General features: G+C 72.4%; 15 protein-coding genes. 6 read left to right on the top strand and 9 right to left on the bottom strand.

The features are described from left to right. Positions 1–15: 15 nt before the first annotated feature. The gene (locus AACH11_RS04075; RefSeq protein ID WP_341372920.1) at positions 16–1,425 is read right to left on the bottom strand and encodes an MFS transporter; all 1,410 of its coding nucleotides are present in this window, start codon (positions 1,423–1,425) and stop codon (positions 16–18) included. 184 nt (positions 1,426–1,609) lie between these two features. Between AACH11_RS04075 and AACH11_RS04070 the strand changes: the two genes are divergently transcribed. The 4 genes from AACH11_RS04070 to AACH11_RS04055 all read left to right on the top strand — a co-directional run bounded on the left by AACH11_RS04070 (position 1,610) and on the right by AACH11_RS04055 (position 6,094). Then, positions 1,610–2,437, top strand: coding sequence for an IclR family transcriptional regulator domain-containing protein (locus tag AACH11_RS04070; protein WP_341372919.1), 828 nt, complete (start codon positions 1,610–1,612; stop codon positions 2,435–2,437). Between the two features lie 149 nt (positions 2,438–2,586). Next, on the top strand, positions 2,587–4,023 hold the full coding sequence (locus tag AACH11_RS04065) for an amino acid permease (protein WP_341372918.1): 1,437 nt from the start codon (positions 2,587–2,589) through the stop codon (positions 4,021–4,023). A gap of 129 nt (positions 4,024–4,152) precedes the next feature. Beyond that, entirely contained in the window at positions 4,153–4,923 is a 771-nt protein-coding gene (locus AACH11_RS04060) for a GNAT family N-acetyltransferase (RefSeq protein ID WP_341372917.1), read from the top strand. A 217-nt stretch (positions 4,924–5,140) separates the two neighbouring features. Next, a complete protein-coding gene (locus tag AACH11_RS04055; protein WP_341372993.1) occupies positions 5,141–6,094 on the top strand; it encodes a UDP-2,3-diacylglucosamine diphosphatase in 954 nt (317 codons plus the stop codon). 9 nt (positions 6,095–6,103) lie between these two features. Here the strand turns inward: AACH11_RS04055 and asd are convergent, their stop codons facing one another. Further along, positions 6,104–7,027: an archaetidylserine decarboxylase gene (asd, locus tag AACH11_RS04050; protein WP_341372916.1), complete on the bottom strand. Its 924-nt coding sequence runs from the start codon at positions 7,025–7,027 to the stop codon at positions 6,104–6,106. Between the two features lie 60 nt (positions 7,028–7,087). Between asd and AACH11_RS04045 the strand changes: the two genes are divergently transcribed. Beyond that, the gene (locus AACH11_RS04045) at positions 7,088–8,758 is read left to right on the top strand and encodes an aminotransferase class III-fold pyridoxal phosphate-dependent enzyme (RefSeq protein ID WP_341372915.1); all 1,671 of its coding nucleotides are present in this window, start codon (positions 7,088–7,090) and stop codon (positions 8,756–8,758) included. 49 nt (positions 8,759–8,807) lie between these two features. On the opposite strand, the gene AACH11_RS04040 is transcribed toward AACH11_RS04045, so the two are convergent. Beyond that, the gene (locus tag AACH11_RS04040; protein ID WP_341372914.1) at positions 8,808–9,431 is read right to left on the bottom strand and encodes a hypothetical protein; all 624 of its coding nucleotides are present in this window, start codon (positions 9,429–9,431) and stop codon (positions 8,808–8,810) included. A gap of 209 nt (positions 9,432–9,640) precedes the next feature. On the opposite strand from AACH11_RS04040, the gene AACH11_RS04035 reads away from it, so the two are divergent. After that, entirely contained in the window at positions 9,641–10,903 is a 1,263-nt protein-coding gene (locus AACH11_RS04035) for a glycosyltransferase family 4 protein (RefSeq protein WP_341372913.1), read from the top strand. A gap of 72 nt (positions 10,904–10,975) precedes the next feature. Here AACH11_RS04035 and lplT read toward each other — a convergent pair whose 3' ends face one another. The 6 genes from lplT to map all read right to left on the bottom strand — a co-directional run bounded on the left by lplT (position 10,976) and on the right by map (position 19,130). Next, positions 10,976–12,358, bottom strand: a complete 1,383-nt coding sequence (gene lplT, locus AACH11_RS04030) for a lysophospholipid transporter LplT (protein ID WP_341372912.1) — start codon at positions 12,356–12,358, stop codon at positions 10,976–10,978. 97 nt (positions 12,359–12,455) lie between these two features. Beyond that, positions 12,456–14,354, bottom strand: a complete 1,899-nt coding sequence (locus AACH11_RS04025; RefSeq protein ID WP_341372911.1) for a PhoX family protein — start codon at positions 14,352–14,354, stop codon at positions 12,456–12,458. 105 nt (positions 14,355–14,459) lie between these two features. Further along, positions 14,460–14,678 (bottom strand): DUF2788 domain-containing protein, encoded by a 219-nt coding sequence (locus tag AACH11_RS04020; RefSeq protein ID WP_341372910.1) that lies wholly within the window; start codon positions 14,676–14,678, stop codon positions 14,460–14,462. A gap of 56 nt (positions 14,679–14,734) precedes the next feature. Then, complete coding sequence (locus AACH11_RS04015) at positions 14,735–15,520, bottom strand: DUF2189 domain-containing protein (RefSeq protein WP_341372909.1); 786 nt, start codon at positions 15,518–15,520, stop codon at positions 14,735–14,737. 119 nt (positions 15,521–15,639) lie between these two features. Beyond that, complete coding sequence (locus tag AACH11_RS04010) at positions 15,640–18,282, bottom strand: [protein-PII] uridylyltransferase (protein ID WP_341372908.1); 2,643 nt, start codon at positions 18,280–18,282, stop codon at positions 15,640–15,642. A gap of 14 nt (positions 18,283–18,296) precedes the next feature. Next, positions 18,297–19,130 carry a type I methionyl aminopeptidase gene (gene map / locus AACH11_RS04005; RefSeq protein ID WP_341372907.1) on the bottom strand — a complete coding sequence of 278 codons (834 nt, stop codon included), beginning with the start codon at positions 19,128–19,130 and terminating at the stop codon, positions 18,297–18,299. Between the last annotated feature and the right edge of the window lie 87 nt (positions 19,131–19,217).

The following is a 19,217-nucleotide window of genomic DNA, read 5'->3' as shown; positions in this document are numbered from 1 at the left end:
ACCTGGCTCCTGATCTCAGGTGAAGGACTTGAAGGACTGCGACTGCTGGACCGAGACGCCGCGCAGGCGGCGGTACTCGGCCTCGGGCACGGGCCTGGCCCGCGGGTTGCCCAGGTCTTCCATGCGCACGCGGTAGGTCTCGCGCGAGGTCCAGCAGGCGAAGGCCGCGAGCGTGCAGGCGCCGAGCGCGATGCTGCCGACGATCCACGGGATGTTGGCCGCGCCCGGGGGCGCCACCGCGGTGAAGACGGCCGGCATCATGGCCGTGGCGGCGGTGCCCAGGTTCTGCGAGATGGCCATCGCCGAGACGCGGGTGCGGGTCGGGAACAGCTCCGGATAGAAGCTCGGGAACACCGCGTTGTAGCACTGGTAGACGGCGCCCCACATCAGCAGCGACATCAGCACCGCCAGCAGCACGTTGTGCTGGCTGATCGCGTACAGATAGCCGTAGCTCAGCAGGCCCGAGCCCAGGCAGCCGACGATGATCAGCGGCCGGCGGCCCAGCTTGTCCGACAGGTTGCCGACCCAGGGGATCAGGCAGACGGCCAGGATGTTGCCCAGCACCGGGATCCACAGGTAGACGTCCTTGGAGAAGCCGATGCCGTAGCCCGGCTGCACCGCGTAGGCCGCGCCGAAGATGGTGGTGACCACCGGGATCACGTTCATCAGCGACATCGCGACCACGCGCAGCATGTCGCGCCAGCTCTCGCGGATGGCCTGCACCACGGGGGCCTTGGGCGTCTCGTGGCTGGCGCCTTCCTGCACGAAGGCCGGCGTCTCGTGCACCTGGCGGCGGATCACCCAGCCGGCGACGATGACGAGGAAACTGAGGATGAACGGGATGCGCCAGCCCCAACTGTTGAACTGCTCGGTCGGCATGTAGTGGGCCAGCGGCAGGAAGACCGCGGCGGCCAGGATCTGGCCGGCCTGCACGCCCTGCAGCGTGAAGCTGGCGAAGAAGCCGCGGCGGCCGAAGGGCGCGTGCTCCAGGATCATCGAGCTGGCGCCCGAGATCTCGCCGGCCACGGCGAAGCCCTGGATCAGGCGCATCAGCACCAGCAGCGCCGGGGCCAGCAGGCCGACCTGGTCATAGGTCGGCAGCAGGCCCACGGCCACGGTCGAGAAGCCCATCAGGAACATGCACAGCACCAGCACGTTCTTGCGGCCGTGGGTGTCGCCCCAGTGGCCGAGCACGAAGGCGCCGATCGGCCGCGCGACGTAGCCCACGCCGTAGGTCGCCAGCGAGGCGATGATGGCCACCGTCGGATCGCCCTTGGGGAAGAAGATGCCGGGGAAGATCAGCGACGCGGCCGTCGCGTAGATGAAGAAGTCGTAGTACTCGAGGGCCGAGCCGATCCAGCCGCTGGCGGTGGCCTTGCGGGTCTGCTGGTCGGAATCGGGCGCGTCGGCGAGGGATGAGGACATCGGGGCTCCGGCGATGGGAAAAGGCGTGTGCCCGCCGGTCCGGCGTCGGACGGCGAATCGTGGGGCGCAATGTAGGCAGCGCGTCCGGACCTGCCCAGCGTCAAGCGCGTTCAGCCGTGCGATGATCGACCGCTAGCGATCGATCATCGATCGAAATTGGTGTTATCCCTAGATCTGGCCGACCATGTCCGTTCCGTTGCATCCGGGTTCTCCCGTATCCCTGAGCGCTGGCGCGGTGGCGGCGCCGGAACGCCCGGCGATCGACCGCAGCCTGCTGATCGAGGGCCTGGGCAAGGGCCTGCGGCTGATCCAGTGCTTCAACGCCGACCATCCGCGGCTGACCGCCACCGAGGCCGGCCGCCTGACCGGCATGACCCGCACCGCCGCCCGGCGCTACCTGCTGAGCCTGGTGCACTACGGCTATGCCGACACCGACGGCAAGCACTACTGGCTGCTGCCGACCGTGCTCGGCCTGGGCCAGAGCTATCTGGAGGCGGCCCGCCTGCCGCGCCTGGTGCAGCCGGCGCTGCAGCGGCTGTCGGCGCAGACGGGCGAGGCGGCCAACCTCAGCGTGCTCGATGGCCACCAGGTGCTGTATCTGGTACGCAGCAATTCGGCACGGCTGCTGGCCGTGGGTTTCCAGCCGGGGGCGCGGGCGCCGGCCCATGTGGTCTCGCCCGGTCCGGTGCTGCTGGCCGCCTGGAGCGAGCCGGCGCTGGAGGCCTGGCTGGCCGAGCATGATTTCGGCCGCTACACGCCGGCCACCGTCACCGATCCGGCCCAGTTCCGTGACGCGGTGTCCCGTGCCCGGGACGAAGGCCATGCCCGCATCGAGCAGCATGCCGAGCTGGGCCTGGCCGGTCTGGCCGTGCCGCTGCACGATCACCGGGGCCATCCGGTGGGGGCGCTGAGCATCACCTACCCGACGCCGACCTGGCCGGAGGACAGCGCACTGCTGCGCCTGCTGCCGCCGCTGCGCGAGACGGCGCTGGCGCTGCGCAGCGTGTTGTGAGCCGGCATGACGGCTGCTTCAGGCGGTGCCTGTCGTTTCCCTTGAGTCCGCTGTCGATGTCCACTCCGCCTGCCGTTCCTGCTGTCGCCTCCGTCAGCCTTGCATCTCCGGGGCGGTCCGCGGATGGCGGTCCGGGGCCGGGGCCGGGGGTGGGCCTGGGCCCGGGCGCCTTGCTGGCGGCGGCCATCGGGGTGCTGGTCGCGCAGCTGGGCATGGTCACGCTGGCCCAGGGCGTGGGGCTGGGCGGCTGGGCCTTCGTGCTGGCGCTGCCGCTGGCCTGGCTGCTGGCCGCCGGCAACGCGGCGGCCTGGACCGAGCTGGTGCTGATGCAGCAGGCGCTCACGTCGGCCGCGACCGGTGCCGGCGAGGCCCCCCGGCCCGGCGTGCCGGATGCGGCCGCGGCCGGCGGCCTGGCCGGCTGCATCGGTCTGGCGCTGGGGCCGCTGGCGGCCCAGTTGCTGGTGTTCGCCGGTTATGTGACGCCGGCGCTGTTCGGCCTGCCGGTCGAACTGGCCCTGGTCGATCCGCTGCTGCTGGCCTGGCTGCCGGCGGGCTGGCCGGCGGGCAGTGGCGCGGTGCTGCTGATCGCCCTGATGCTGGCGCTGAACCTGGCCGGCACCGATGTCTTCGCCCGCGTGCAGACCGCGCTGGCCCTGGCGGTGGTGGCCGCGCTGGCGCTGACGGGGCTGCTGGCGCTGCTGTTGCCGGCCGGCGCTGCCGTCGGCGCCGGGTGGGGGTGGCCGGGCGCGGCGGTCACGGCCGTGGCGGCCGCGCCGCGCTGGGCCGCACTCGGCCCCTTCGACCCCGGCGCGGTGCTGCTGGCCGCCTGGCCGCTGGTGGCGCTGGCCAGCTGGGCCTGCGCAGGGCTGGAGTACGTCGCGCCGATGGCGGCCGAGGCGCGGCAGCCGGCGCGCGATCTGCCGCGGGCGATGTTCGGCGGGCTGGCCGTGATCGCCGTCGTGCAGGCGCTGTTCGCGCTCGGGGCGGCCTGCCGGCTGCCGGCCGAGCTGCTGCGCAGCGCGCCCTTGCCGCATCTGGTGCTGATGGAATCGGTCTGGGGGCCGGCCGCGCGGCCGCTGCTCGGCCTGCTGCTGCTGCTGGCCTCGGCCAGTCTGCTGAACGCGGTGCTGGCCGCGGTCTCGCGCATGCTGGCCGATCTGGCGGCCGCGGGGCTGGCCTTCGGCTGGCTGGGCTGGCGTCCGGGGCGGCGGCGCACGCCGGTGGCCGCGCTGCTGTTCGTCGCCGCGCTGCCGCTGGCCGGGCTGTGGTGGGCCGGCGGCGATCCGTCGGCCATCCTGGTGCTGACGGTGGCGGCCTCGGTGGCCTGGCTGCTGGCCTACGCGCTGGCGCAGGCGGCGGTGCTGGTGCTGCGCCGTCGTGCGCCGCGGCTGGCCCGGCCCTGGCGCATGCCGGGTGCGCCGATCACGCCGCTGCTGACGCTGGCCGGCATCGCGGCGGTGGTCGCCCACGCCGCGCCCGAGCCGGCGCTGGCCGCGCCGATCGCGCGCGCGGTGGCCGGCGTGCTGGCCGTGTGGACGCTGGTCGGCATGGCCTGGCTGGCCTGGCGGCGACCGCAGCGCCGCTGAAGCCGGCGGCACGGGCGCCGTTGGCGCGCACTGTCATCGTCCGGCCATGCGGGCGTCACCGTGCTGCCAAGGTCGCGGCCGACCATGCACGGCATGGACACCTCAGCCCGACTGTCAGGCCACCCCGCCGTGCTGGCCTCCTGTTCCCCGATTTCCACTTCCGCGCCGCGTCTGCAGGTGGGCTGGGCCCGCCATGCCGAGGACGTGCAGGCCGCCCAGGTCCTGCGTTGGCGCGTGTTCGCCGAGGAGATGGGCGCGCAGCTGAGCCCGCCGCCGGGCACGCCGGCCGGACTCGATGTCGACCGCTGGGACGCCCACTGCGAGCACCTGATGGTGTGGACGCTGGACGAGGCCGGCGGCCGCCAGGATGTGGTCGGCACCTACCGTGTGCTGACGCCCGATGGCGCGCGCCGTGCCGGTGGCTGGTACAGCGATGCCGAATTCGACCTGGCCCCGCTGGACGGCTGGCGCTCCTCGCTGGCCGAGGTCGGCCGCTCCTGCACCGCACCGGGCTGGCGCCAGGGCGGGGTGGTGATGATGCTGTGGGGCGGCCTGACCCAGTTCATGCAGCGCAACGGCCTGCGCGGCGTGCTGGGCTGCGCCAGCGTGCCGATGCGCGATGGCGGCCATGCCGCGGCCAGCCTGTGGGCCCGCCTGCGCCAGACCCATCTGGTCGAGCCCGAGCTGCGCGTGCAGCCGCGCCTGGCCCTGCCGGTGCACGAGCTCGACGACACGCTGGATGTCGAGCCGCCACCGTTGATCAAGGGTTATCTGCGCTGCGGCGCGCGGCTGCTGGGCGCGCCGGCCTGGGATCCGGACTTCGGCGTCGCCGATCTGCCGGTGCTGCAGGAGCTCGAGCGCATGCCGGCGGCCTACCGCGCCCGCCTGCTGCGCGGCTGACGCTACCGGGGTGAAGCCACCACGGCCCGCGCGCAGGTCACAGCCGCGTCATGCCGGCCCCGCACGATGACGGGCCATGATGCAGGCTGAACCGCACCCTCTCGTCACCCCGCTGCAGCGCGCACCCGGACCGGCCGACGAGCCACGGCACGGCCGCCCCGGCCTGCCGGGCCGTGATGGCGGCCGTGGCTCGCGGGCCCGCACCGAGGCCACGCTGATGGCCGAGGTGGCGCGTGCCGCACGCGATCCGGCCAGCGCGTCCGCCGGCGGCGGGCCACGGCCCCGCGACGAGGAGGACGACGGCGACGAGGCTGCGGCCCATGCCGGCCGCCTGCGCGTGCGCACCGTCTTCATCTCCGACACCCATCTGGGCACGCCCGGCTGCCAGGCCCGTGCGCTGCTGGAGTTCCTGCGCGACGTCGAGTGCGAGACGCTGTACCTGGTCGGCGACATCATCGACGGCTGGCAGCTCAAGCGCAGCTGGTACTGGCCGCAGGCCCACAACGACGTGCTGCAGAAGCTGCTGCGCAAGGCGCGCAAGGGCACGCGCGTGATCTTCGTGCCGGGCAACCACGACGAGTTCGCCCGCCGCTACGTGGCCCACACCTTCGGCGGCGTCGAGGTGATGGACGAGGCCATCCACCTGACGGCCGACGGCCGCCGCCTGTGGGTGACCCACGGCGACCACTTCGACGGCGTCATCCAGTGCGCCAAGTGGCTGGCCTATCTGGGCGACATGGCCTACGAGGCGGTGCTCAAGATCAACCACCGCTTCAACAGCATCCGCGCCCGCATGGGCCTGCCGTACTGGAGCCTGTCGCGCTACCTGAAGGGCAAGGTCAAGCGCGCGGTCAACTACATCAGCGACTTCGAGGGTGCGGTGGCGGCCGAGGCGCGCAAGCGCGGGGCCGACGGCGTGGTCTGCGGCCACATCCACCATGCCGAGATCCGCGACATCGACGGCGTGCTGTACTGCAACGACGGCGACTGGGTCGAGAGCCTGACCGCGCTCGTCGAGCATGCCGACGGCCGGCTGGAGATCATCGACCGCTCGGCCCGCATGAGCCTGTCGCCCGGCGCCACGGCGGAGGCCGGTACGGTGCCCGTGCCCGTACCGGATGCCGCCGCCGCCACCCGCACCGCGCCGGCCGAGACCACGGCCTCGGCCTGACGCGCCACCTCAGGTGCGGGCCGGCAGCCGCAGCAGCGGCTCGCCCATGCGGATGCGGGCCCCCGGCTCGATGCCGCGGGCCCGCGTGAAGCCCTTGGGCACGAAGACCAGGATGGTCGAGCCGTGCTCGAACCAGCCCAGCTCCTCACCCTTGCGGCTGGCGGCATCGCAGGGCAGCTCGGTCGGCCCGCCCCAGCCCTGGGACAGCGTCAGGTCCAGCGCGTGCAGCCGCAGGCTGGCCACCAGGATGGCGGCCACCGGCACCAGTGCGATCGGGTGTCCGCCCAGTCCGGGCGCCAGGCGGGCGCGCAGCACCGCGCGCTCGTTGCGGCAGAACAGGCGCTCGACGCGCCGCACGGCGATCGGGTTGACGTTCCAGGTGTCGCCGCTGTGGAAGGTCACGTGCTCCAGCCGCAGGTCGGCCGGGGCGTGGAAGCGGTGGTACATGGCCGAGGTCAGGCGCAGCGTGATGAACTCGCCGTCGTGGAAGGGCGTGCTGTCCTGCGTCGGGCCGAACAGCTCGTTCAGGCTGTACGGATAGCCCTTGGCCTGGAAGGCGGTCGTGCCCTGCACCGCACCGCAGGCGCCGACGATCGCGTCACACGGGCTGCACAGCACGGCGGTGTCGGCGGCGATCGGCCGCAGCCCGGGCTTGAGCGCGCGGGTGAAGACCTGGCGCACCGAGCGCCAGCGGCCGTCGGGCGGGGCCTGGGCCTCGCTCAGGTCCAGATCGGTGAAGCAGCGCCAGACCGCCAGCGACAGCCGCGTCAGCCACGGGCTGTCGATGCGCGCGTACCGGCCCATGGCGCGCGTCAGCGCCAGGCGCGGCACGCGGTTGGTCAGCAGGAAGTTCAGGTCCTCCTTCAGCAGCGTGGTCAGTGAGGGACGGGCCGTGGATGGCGGGCTGGAGGGCGGATTCAGGGGCGGGTTCATCGGTGCGGGATCGGGGGTCTTCATGGTGGTGTCACGGCGGTCCGGTATCTCTCACGGACCATGGAAGAAACTCTTGCTCTGACTCTGTTGGCCGGCGCGGGCGCGCTGGCCGTCCTGCCCAAGGCCTGGCGGCGGCTGCAGCTCTCGCGGGCCAAGCACCGCTCGCTGGCCGGGCATTCGAAGATGGCCAAGCGGCTGGCCCGGCTGCTGCCCGGCTATGCCTATGACGAGGCCGCCTTCTTCGCCAGCGACGGGGCCTCGGCCGATCTGGCGGCGCGCCGCCGTGCCGCCTTCGAGCGCCTGGCGGCCGAACTCGAGGCCCGCAGCCCGCGCACGCTGGAGGCCACGCGCCAGGCCCGCGTGAGCCTGCCGGACCTGCAGTTCACCGGCGCCTACCGCGTGCCCTTCCAGTACAGCCCGTGGCTGCGCCAGCATCTGGCCGTCGGCGCCTTCTGGCAGGCCAGCGAGGGCGTGCTGCTGGAGGATCTGGACGGCCAGCGCTACTTCGATCTGGCCGGCAGCTACGGCGTCAACGTGCTCGGCTACGACGCCTACAAGGACTGCATGGCCGAGGCGGCGCTGATCGCCGGTGGCCTGGGTCCGGTGCTGGGCGGCTACCACCCGGTGGTGCTGGACAACCTGGCGCGGCTCAAGGCCGTCTCGGGCCACGAACAGTTCAGCTTCCACATGAGCGGCACCGAGGCGGTGATGCAGGCCGTCCGTCTGGCCCGTTATCACACGAAGAAGCGGCATCTGGTGCGCTTCTGCGGCGCCTACCACGGCTGGTGGGAGGACGTGCAGCCCGGCCCCGGCAACCCGCTGCCCCCGCGCGAGACCTACACGCTGGCCGACATGAGCGAGCAGGCGCTGCGCGTGCTCGACACCCGCAAGGACATCGCCTGCGTGCTGGTCAACCCGCTGCAGGCCCTGCACCCGAATGCCAACGCGCCGGGTGACGGCCAGCTGCTGGGGGCGCGCCGCACCGGCGGCTTCGACCGCGCGGCCTACACCGCCTGGCTGCAGCGCCTGCGCGAGGTCTGCACCCGGCGCGGCATCGTGCTGATCTTCGACGAGGTGTTCCTGGGCTTCCGGCTGGCCATCGGCGGGGCGCAGCAGTATTTCGGCGTGCAGGCCGATCTGGTGACCTACGGCAAGACGCTGGGCGGGGGCTATCCGGTGGGCGTGGTCTGCGGGCCGGCGCGGCTGATGCAGCGCTGGCGTGCCGAGCGGCCGGCCGACATCTGCTTCGCGCGGGGCACCTTCAACGCCCACCCGATGGTGATGGCGGCGATGAACGCCTTCCTGCGCCGGCTCGACGAGCCGCAGGTGCAGGCCCTCTATGACGGACAGGATGCCCGCTGGGATGCCCATGCTGCGCGCTTCAACGCAGCGCTGCAGGCCGAGGACCTGCCGCTGCGGGTGGCCCATATGGGCTCGGTGTGGACCGTGCAGTACACGCAGGCTTCGCGTTACCACTGGATGCTGCAGTTCTATCTGCGCCGCCAGGGGCTGGCGCTGAGCTGGGTGGGGACGGGCCGCTTCATCTTCAGCCTGAACTACGGCCAGGCCGAGTTGGACGCGGTGCTGGAGCGGCTGCTGGCCGGTGCCCGCCAGATGCGCGAGGACGGCTGGTGGTGGCCGGGCGAGGGCGCGGACGAGCAGGCCATCCGGCGCCGCCTGCGGGGCGAGTTCCTGCGCCAGTGGTGGCGCGGCGATCACGCCGAGGGCTGATGCGCAAGGCCGGCAGCGCCGGCCTGGATCGGGTGCCGCGTCGGCGGGCTCAGCCCGGATGGCCGGCCCGCACGTGCGGCATCGGATCGTGCAGCTCGCCGCGCAGCAGCGCCAGCGGGCTGCGCCAGTACAGCGCGATGTCGTGGAAGGGGTCGGTCAGGATCTTGGTCATCCAGACGATGCCGGTGAACGGGCTCTTGACCACGCACAGCTGCAGCACGCGGAACAGCAGGCCGCCCACGCCGAGCGCCAGCCAGGCGATGCCGGTGTCGTGCAGCCAGCCGGCGGTGTCGGTGGCCGGCGCGATCAGGCCGAAGACCGCGGGCTGCACCTTCAGCAGCAGCGGGATGCCGGCCCACACGCCGATCAGGATGGTCTTGCGCATCATGTTGTAGCCGACCTTGATCTCCTCCTTGTAGGCGTCGGAGACGTTGTTGACGTGGTCGAAGCCGCGCGGCTCGAAGAAGAAGTGGCCGCTCTGGCGCGTGCCCATCGAGATCACCCAGCCGATGACGGCCGCCAGCGCCGGGTCGATGAACAGCATCACGTAGGCGACCAGGAAGCTGATCGCGCTGATGAAGTGCAGCGACTGGTTGATGCGGCTCTGGTGGTAGTAGCGGTGGTCGTCCCAGCGCTGGGTGCGCAGCTCCTGCAGGAAGGCCTTGAGGTTCACGGTGGGGTGGCTCCGTCGGGTGTCGGTCGGTCGGAAAGGGCGAGGACGTCCGGCGCGCGTGGCCTGGGCCACGGGTCGAGAGGCCGGACGCGCGGATGGTGGGACGGCACGGTGAACAGGCCGTGACAGATGCGTGGCAGGGACATGGCGGCGCGGCGACGGGGCGGGCTGTCACGCCGGCGTCGCGCAGGCCGCGCACGATGCCGGGCATGAGCGCCGCCCAGCCTGCCGACGACTTCATCGTCGAACACCATCCGGCGGCCACCCGCAGCCTGCGCGTGGCCTTCGTCACCGAGACCTGGCCGCCCGAGGTCAACGGCGTGGCGCTGACCGTCGCCCGCTTCGTCGAGGGTCTGCAGCAGCGCGGCCACGAGGTGCAGCTGGTGCGGCCGCGGCAGAAGACCGAGGAGACCACGCGCCGCGAGGCGCTGCGCGGCGAGGAGGCCGCGCCGCTGCACGAGGTGCTGATGCGCGGCCTGCCGATCCCGCGCTACCCGAACCTGCGCATGGGCGTGCCGTCGAAGAAGGCGCTGGTGGCCCTGTGGTCGAGGCGGCGGCCTGATCTGGTGCATGTGGCCACCGAGGGCCCGCTGGGCTGGTCCGCCCTGCAGGCCGCGGCGCACCTGAAGTTGCCCGTCACGTCCGACTTCCGGACCAATTTCCACGCCTACAGCCGCTATTACGGCGTGGGCTGGCTGCGCAAGCCGGTGATGGCCTGGCTGCGCAAGTTCCACAACCGCTGCGCGGCCACGCTGGTGCCCACCGAGGCGCTGCGCCAGGAGCTGCAGGCGGCCGGCTTCCGCCATCTGGCGGTGGTCTCGCGCGGGGTCGATGCCCAGCGCTTCGATCCGGGCCAGCGCAGCGCGGCCCTGCGCCTGTCCTGGGGCGCTGCGGCCGACGATCTGGTGGTGGTCTGCGTCGGCCGCCTGGCCGCGGAGAAGAACCTCGGCCTGCTGCTGCAGGCCTGGGCCGGCATCCGCCGCGCCCAGCCTCGCGCGAAGCTGGTGCTGGTCGGCGACGGCCCGCTGCGCGCCGAGATCGCCCAGCGGGCGCCCGAGGCCATCCTGGCCGGCCAGCGCCGCGGCGAGGACCTGGCCGCCCACTATGCCAGCGCCGATCTGTTCCTGTTCCCCAGCCTGACCGAGACCTTCGGCAACGTCACCGCCGAGGCCCTGGCCAGCGGCCTGCCGATCGTGGCTTTCCAGTACGCGGCGGCTGCCCAGCTGATCGAGTCCGGCCGTGACGGCGTGCTGGTGCCCTGCGGTGACGCGGCGGGCTTCGAGCGTGCGGCGCTCGAACTGGCCGCGGATGGGCCGCGCCGCGCGCGCCTGGCCGCCGAGGCCCGGGCCTGCGCGCTGCGCCACGACTGGGACAGCGTGGTGCTGCGCTTCGAGGCCCAGTTGATGGCCGCGGCCGATGCCCCGGCCGCCACGCCGGGCTGGGCGCCGCGCTGGCCGCGCGTGGCGACCTGAGCTGCGGCACCTGATGCCTGGCGTTTGACGCCTGGCACCTGGCGCCTGACGCGGCCCGCCCGCGTGGCGTCTTCAGCGCCGCCGGGTGCGCCGCGTGTACCGCATCTGCCAGCCGATCAACGCCGGCATCGCCACGGCCACCAGCAACCCGAGACCGAGGCCGACGTACTGCAGCGGCAGGCCGCTGGCCGTCAGCGCCGCGTACAGGCCCAGCAGCAGCAGGATGCCGGCGTTCTCCGCGCAGCCCTGGACGGCGATCGAGCGGCCGGCCTGGGTCAGCTGCAGGCCGCGGTGCTGCAGCAGCGCGTTCAGCGGCACCACCATGAAGCCGGCGATGGCCCCGGCGGCCACCAGCAGCGCCACGCCCTGCGTCAGGTCATGGCAGCGCAGCAGCAGCGGCATGGCCAGGCCCAGGGGCACGCCCAGCCACAGCAGATGGCGGGCCGCGTGCAACGGCACCCAGCGCCCGGCCAGGCTGGCACCGGCCACCACGCCGATGGCCACCACCCCCTGCAGCGCCGCCGCACGGTCCAGCGGCAGGCCCAGGCCCTCGTGGGCCCAGCGCAGGACGATGAACTGCAGCGTCGCGCCGACGCCCCAGAACAGCGTGGTGGCCGCCAGCGACAGCGCACCGCCCTGGCGGTCCGTCCACAGCCGGCGGTGGTCGTCCAGATGGTCGCGCCAGAGCGTGCGCGGATCGCGGCTGCAGGGGCTGAGGGCCGCGCCGCTGTCCGGAATGCGGCGGTTGAGCGCGGCGGCCAGCGCGTAGAGCGCCAGCAGCGCCGCGAGCGAGGCTCCGAGCGGGCCCGCCCAGGGGGCACCGTCATGCGGGCCGGCGCCATCCGCGCGCCTGTCGTGGTGGATCGCCGGGTGCATCCCGGCCGCCGGATCCCCTGCGGCCAGCGATGCGCCCGCATCCGCCACCAGCGCCAGCCAGGCCGGCGAGACCAGCAGCCCGCCGAGCACCGCGCCCAGCAGCACGGCGCCGACCACGCTCACCTCGATCCAGGCGTTGGCCCGCACCAGACGCCCGGCGGGCACCAGCTCGGTGATCAGGCCGTACTTGGCCGGCGCGTAGGCCGCCGCGCCCACGCCCACCAGCGCGAAGGCCGCCAGCGGCGGGCAGCCCAGGGCCAGCGCCAGCACGCCGACGGCCTTCAGCGCATGGGTCCAGGCCATCACCCGGGCCTTGGGCCAGGCGTCGGCCAGCGGACCGACCAGCGGCGCCAGCCCGACATAGGCCAGCGTGAACGCGAACTTCAGCAGCGGTGGCCACCAGGCGGCCGCGCCGGCGCGCTGCAGCAGCGCGATGGTGACGATCAGCAGCGCATGGTCGGCCAGCGCCGAGCAGAACTGCGCGCCGATCAGGGTGCGGAAGCCGGCGGGCAGGCCGGTGCTCGCGGCCGCACCGTGGGCCGCACCGTGGGCCGGCCCGCGGGGTGCGGGCCGGCCCACGGCGGGCGACAGGCGCTCGTGATCCCCCGGCGCCGACGCGGTGCCGGCAGCGGCATCCGCCGCGCGGATCGACACCGCGTCGCCCGGCACCCGGCGCTCAGGTGCCGATCACGCCGCCGTCCGCCTTGCGGATGACGACGGTGGCCGAGCGCGGACGGCCGTCCGCGCGCTGGTCCGGCCAGTTCGAGATGCGGCGCGGGTTGGCCGGGTCGCTCAGCTCGCTCGGGCTCTCGCCCGGGTGCTGGATGTTGATGAACATCGTGCGGCCGTCCGGCGTGCCGGTGGCGCCGGTGATCTCGCAGCCGGCCGGGCCGACCAGGAAGCGGCGGATCTCGCCGGTGCGCACGTCGGCGGCCAGCATCTGGTTGTGGCCCAGGCGCGCCAGATCGCCCTTGCCCATGGCCGAGGTCGACATGTCGGTCTGGATCCACAGCACGCCGCGGGCGTCGGTCCACAGGCCGTCCGGGCAGCCGAAGGCATCCCCCTTGACGTTGCCTTGCGCCTCAGGCCGCGTGTTGGCCGGGTCGCCGGCCAGCACGAAGTGGTTCCAGGCCAGGCTCAGGCCGTCGTGGTCGCCGTCATCCTTCCAGCGGATGATCGCGCCCATCGTGTTGTTGGCGCGCGGGTTGGCCGCGTCCAGGCCCGGCTGGTCCTTGCCGCCGCGGTTGCTGTTGTTGGTCAGCGTGCAGTAGACCCAGCCCTGGGCATCGACGTCGATCCATTCCGGGCGGTCCATCTTGGTGGCGCCCAGCAGATCGGAGGCCTGGCGCGACTTGATCAGCACCTCACCCTGGTCGGCGAAGCCGTTGGCCGCGGTCAGCGGGCCCTGGCCGTGCACCAGCGGCAGCCAGCGGCCCTTGCCGTCGGCGTCGAAGCGCGCGACGTGGAGCGTGCCGTGGTCCAGCAGCGTGGCATTGGCCGCGGCACCGCCGGGCTTGACCGCATCACGGCTGACGAACTTGTAGATGTACTCGAAGCGCGAGTCCTCGCCCATGTAGACCACGGCGCGGCCGCTCTTGGTCAGCGCCACGGTCGCACCCTCGTGCGCGGCGCGGCCCAGCGCCGTGCGCTTGACCGGCGTGCTGCTCGGGTTGGACGGATCGATCTCGACCACCCAGCCGAAGCGGTTGAGCTCGTTCGGGTGCCTGGCCGCATCGAAGCGCTCGTCGTGCTCGGCCCAGCGGTAGCCGCCGTCGCCCTTCTTCAGACCCCAGCGCTTCTGGTGCGCGTCCGGCGCATCCGGGCCGCTGAAGTAGTTGACGAAGTTCTCCTCGCAGGTGAGGTAGGTGCCCCAGGGCGTGCGGCCGCTGCCGCAGTTGTTGAGGGTCCCCAGCACCTTGCGGCCGGCCGGATCGGCCGCGGTCTTCATCAGCGCGTGACCGGCGGCCGGGCCGCCGATGGCCATCGGCGTGCGGGCGGTGATGCGGCGGGCCCAGGGCGAGGGCGTGACCACTGACCAGCGGCCGTCCTTCTGCTCGACCTCGATCACCGAGACGCCGTGGGCCGCCTGGGCCTTGCGCACCTTGTCGGCCGACCAGGTGGCGCTGCCGTCCTTGAACAGCAGGCCGTAGTCCACGTACTCGTGGTTCATCACCAGCAGGCCGCTGGCCGAGCCGTCCTGGGCGTAGAAATGGATGCCGTCGTGGTGCATGCCCATCTGCGCCTCCTGCTCGGCGGCGCTGTTGCTGCCGTCGAACTTGAAGGCCGGGTTCTCGCCGGACAGGCCGACCGGATCACCCCAGGGCGCGATGACCTGGGCGACATAGCCCTCGGGCACGGTGATGGCATCGGCCGTGCCCACCGGCACCGACTTGAAGCCCAGCAGCGGTGCGCCACCGACCAGGCTGGCGCAACCACCCAGGCCGGCCAGCGGGGCCAGGAAGGCCGTGGCCGCGGCGCCACGCAGCAGCGTGCGGCGCGCCGGGTTCGAGACCTCGTGGATGCTGGGGTTGGAGGAGCGATTGCTGTCCTCCATGCGGGAGAAATCCTTGGCCATGAGCTGAACGGATCAGGGTTGAGTCAATCCGGCAGGATGGCGCAGGCCCGTGACGGCGGTGTGACGACGCCCGATCGAGCCGCCAGGGCGCGGCTCGATCGGGCTTCACTCGACGATGCCCGACAGGAAGAACTTGATCAATCCCTTGGCCGCGAAGCCCAGCAGGCCGAAGCCCAGGCCCAACAGCAGGATGAAGGTGCCCAGACGGCCCGCGCGGGACTCGCGCGCGAGCTGCAGGATGATGAACACCATGTAGAGCATGAACGCGCCGACGCCGAAGGTCAGCCCGAACCAGGCGATCTGCTCCTCGCTGTAACCGAACATTGGATGGATCTTTGTGCTGGCCGGACGCGGCGGGGCCGCGTCGGTGGCGGGAATCTTCAGGGCATCTCTTCGAGGCCGCGGGTGCTGACCAGATCGCGGTAGGCGTGCCAGCTGGCGTGGCCCAGCCAGGGCACGACGACGATCAGGCCGAGCATCAGCGTGGCCATGCCGAGGCCGGTGAGCACCGTCAGCAGCAGGGCCCACAGCGCCATCGGCAGCGGATGGGTCTGCACCACGCGCCAGCTCGTCAGCACCGCGGCCATCACGCCGACCTTGCGGTCGAGCAGCAGCGGGATGGCGATCACGCTGGAGGCGAAGACGGGCGCGGCCAGCAGGCCGCCCAGGCCGAGCCAGATCTCGAACAGCCAGGGCTGGCCGCCGAGCACGACCACGCGCAGGAAATCCTGGGGCGTGAGGATCGGCACCCGGGCCAGGCCCAGCAGCAGCGAGGCCGAGGTCAGCATCCAGCCCACGCCGGCGAAGGCCAGCAGCAGGCCGAAGACCATCAGCCGGCCATCCGGCTGCCAGGCCGCCAGGGCGGTGCCGACATCGGCCGGCCGGTCGCGTTCGAGTGCGCGGCTGATCGCGTACAGGCCGGTGGCCAGCAGCGGGGCCACCAGCAGGAAGGCACTGAAGGCGCCGGCCAGCAGCCAGACGTGGTGGCGGCCGGCCATCATCACCACGGCGCCGAAGACCGCCGCGGCCAGACCGTGCATCAGGCCCGGAGCCGGGCAGCGCATCAGGTCGCGCCAGCCGCGGGCCAGCCATCCCAGCGGCCGCAGCGACGGAATGTGGCGCACGCCGAATTGGCGCGATTCGACCAGGGCAGGGCTGTCAGGCATCGGCGCAGTCTCTCATCAGCGGACGGGGATGGGACACAGTGTCGCTTGATGGAACGCAAGCCCGCGTGCGTGCAAGCCCGATGCCAGGCCGTCGCGGCCCGGCCCGGCTCAGGTGCGGCTCAGCGCGGCGCGGCCGCGTCCAGCAGCTCGCTCTCGATCTGCAGCTGGGTGCGGGTGTGCTGCAGCGCCGGGCCGTTGACGAGGAAGGTGTCTTCCACCCGCTCGCCCAGCGTCGAGATCTTGGCCAGCTGCAGGTTGACGCCGTGGCGGGCCAGCACGCGGGCCAGTGCATACAGCAGACCTGAGCGGTCGCTGGTGCTGACCGACAGCAGCCAGCGCTGGCCCCGCTCGTCGGGCCGCAGCGAGACCCGTGGCGTGACCGGAAAGGACTTGACCCGGCGCGAGACGCGGCCGCGCCCGGGCTCGGGCAGGGGCGCCTCGCTGGCCAGCGCGACGGCCAGCTGGTGCTCGGCCAGCGTGATCAGGTCGCGGTAGCAGCTCTGGTCACGGTCCTCGCAGTGCGGGTGCACCACCTGGAAGGTGTCGAGCGCCCAGCCGCTGCGGCTGGTGTGGATCTTGGCGTCCTGGATGCTGTAGCCGGCGCTGTCGAACCAGCCGCAGATGCGCACGAAGAGATCCGGCCGGTCGGGCGAGTAGACCAGCACCTGCAGGCCGTCACCGATCGGCGAGGGCCGCACGCGCACCACCGTCTCCGGGCGGTCGACATGGCGCCACAGCATGCGTGCATGCCAGGCGATGTCGGCGGCCTCGTGGCGGGCGAAGTAGCTGATGTCCAGCGTCTTCCACAGCGGCTCCTCGGTGCCGGGCAGCGCGCTGTGCAGGGCCAGGGTCTGCCGCGCTTCCTGCTTGCGCGCGTCGAGCTCGGCGTCCTGGTTCGGCCGGGCGCCGCCGAGCGCGCGCAGCGTCAGCCGGTACAGGTCCTCCAGCAGCTTGCCCTTCCACGCATTCCAGACCTTGGGGCTGGTGCCGCGGATGTCGGCCACCGTCAGCAGGTACAGCGCCGTCAGGTGCCGCTCGTCGCCGACCTTGTCGGCGAAGGCGCGGATGACGTCCGGGTCCGACAGGTCCTCCTTCTGCGCGACGGTGGACATCGTCAGGTGGTGGCGCACCAGGAACTCCACCAGCGCGGTGTCCTCACGATCGAGGGCATGGTCGCGGGCGAAGCGGCGCACCTCGCGCGCGCCGAGCTCGCTGTGGTCGCCGCCGCGGCCCTTGGCCACGTCGTGGAACAGCGCGGCCACGTACAGCGGCCAGGGCTCGCCCCAGTTGGCCGCCAGCTGGCTGCAGAAGGTGTACTCGTGGGCGTGCTCGGGGATGAAGAAGCGCCGCACGTTGCGCAGCACCATCAGGATGTGCTGGTCCACGGTGTAGACGTGGAACAGGTCGTGCTGCATGCGCCCGACGATGCGCCGGAAGACCCACAGATAACGGCCCAGCACCGAGGTCTGGTTCATCAGCCGGAAGGCGTGCGTGATGCCCTGGGGCTGGCGCAGGATGTCGAGGAACAGCTCGCGGTTGATCGGATCGTGCCGGAAGGCCGCGTCCATCAGGTCGCGTGCGTTGTACAGCGCACGCAGCGTGCGGGCCGACAGGCCCTCGATGCCCGGCGTCTGCTCGAAGACGAGGAAGGTCTCGAGGATGGCGTGCGGGTTCTCGCGGTAGAGGTCGTCGTGGGCGACCTCCAGCATGCCGGCGCGGTCGAAGAAGCGCGCGTTGATCTGGCGCAGCGGGGTCACGCAGTCGCCGGCCAGGTGCTCCTCGATGTTGAGCATCAGGATCTGGTTGAGCTGCGTGACCGCCTTGGCCGCCCAGTAGTAGCGGTGCATCAGCACCTCGCTGGCGCGCTGGGCCTTGGTGTGGCGGTAGCCGAAGCTCTCGGCCACGGCGGTCTGCAGGTCGAACACCAGCCGGTCCTCGCGCCGGCGGGCCACCGCGTGCAGACGGGCGCGGATCAGCGTCAGCGTGCCCTCGTGGCGCTGCAGCTGGCGCACCTCGAACGGGGTCAGCAGGCCGTGGGCGGCCATCTCGGCCCAGCTGCGGCCCAGGCCGGCGGCGCCGGCCACCCAACGCAGCACCTGAAGGTCCCGCAGGCCGCCGGGGCTTTCCTTGCAGTTGGGCTCCAGCGCGTAGGGCGTGTCCTCGTACTTGGTGTGGCGCTGCTGCATCTCCAGCAGCTTGGCGCGGTAGAAGGCGCGCGGATCGACCACCGCCGTGGTGGCCTGCTGGAAGGCAGCCACCAGCGGCCGCTCGCCACACAGCCAGCGGCTTTCCAGCAGCGCGGTCTGCACGGTGACGTCGGCGCGCGCCTCGGCCACGCAGTCGGCCACCGTGCGCACCGAACTGCCGATCTCCAGCCCGGTGTCCCAGCAGGCGGTGATGAAGCGCTCGAGCGCATCCTTGAGCGCCGCATCGGTCTCGGGCGAGGCGCCGTCGGGCAGCAGCACCAGCACGTCGATGTCGCTGTAGGGCAGCAGCTCGCCGCGGCCGTAGCCACCGACGGCCGCCAGCGCGGCGTCGGCCGGCAGGCCGCAGCCGCTCCACAGCCGCGTCAGCGTGGCATCGGCCAGCCGCGTCATCTCGCGGATCAGGCGCTGCGCCTGCTGCGGCACCGGCCGTGCGGCCATGAACTGCGCCAGCAGCGCCTGCTTGGCCTCGCGGTACTGCGTGCGCAGCGCGGCGATGTCCAGCGGCACGGCCGCCGGTGCCTCGGCGCTCCCCGGGGACGGCTGCGGGCTCACCATGGGCGCGCCCCGGCTCAGGCGGCGGGGGCGGCGGCGGTGATGAACTCCGGCGGCGGCGGGCTGCCGGCCGACAGCGTCAGCACCTCGTGGCCGCTGTCGGTCACCACCACCGTGTGCTCCCACTGCGCCGACAGCGAGCGGTCCTTGGTGACGATGGTCCAGCCGTCGTACTTGCCGCCCTTGCGGTCTTCCTTGATCTCGCGCTTGCCGAGGTTGATCATCGGTTCGATCGTGAAGCACATGCCGGGCACCAGCTCGTCGAGCGTGCCGGGGCGGCCGTAATGCAGCACCTGAGGCTCCTCGTGGAACTTCAGGCCGATGCCGTGGCCGCAGAACTCGCGCACGATCGAGAAGCCCTGGCGCTCGGCGAAGGTCTGGATCGCGTGGCCGATGTCGCCCAGGCGGGCGCCCGGGCGCACCTTGGCGATGCCGCGCCACATCGCCTCGTAGGTGATCGAGCACAGGCGCTTCGCGGCGATCGAGCCCTCGCCGACGACGAACATGCGGCTGGTGTCGCCGTGCCAGCCGTCCTTGATGACGGTGATGTCGAGGTTGACGATGTCGCCGTTCTTCAGCGGCTCGTCGTTCGGCACGCCGTGGCAGACCACGTGGTTGACCGAGGTGCAGATCGACTTCGGGTAGGGCATGTAGCCCGGCGGCTGGTAGTTCAGCGGCGCCGGGATCGCGCCCTGCACGCCCACGATGTGGTCGTGGGCCAGCTGGTCGAGCTGGTTGGTGGTGACGCCGGGGCGCACGTGCGGGGTCAGCATGTCCAGCACCTCGGAGGCGAGGCGGCAGGCGACGCGCATGCCCTCGATGTCGGCAGCGGACTTGATCGTGATGGCCATGGGGCGGGATTATCCCACCTCAAAGCTAGAATCCCGGGTTTCCCGTAGACCCTGCGGCCGGCGTTGTGTCCGGCTCCGGGGTCTGCT

This window comes from Pseudaquabacterium rugosum (assembly GCF_038066575.1).
GTDB classification, from domain to species: Bacteria; Pseudomonadota; Gammaproteobacteria; order Burkholderiales; family Burkholderiaceae_C; genus Pseudaquabacterium; species Pseudaquabacterium rugosum.
The sequence above is the reverse complement of the archived record's forward strand: the minus strand, read 5'-3'. Positions and strand labels throughout refer to the sequence as shown.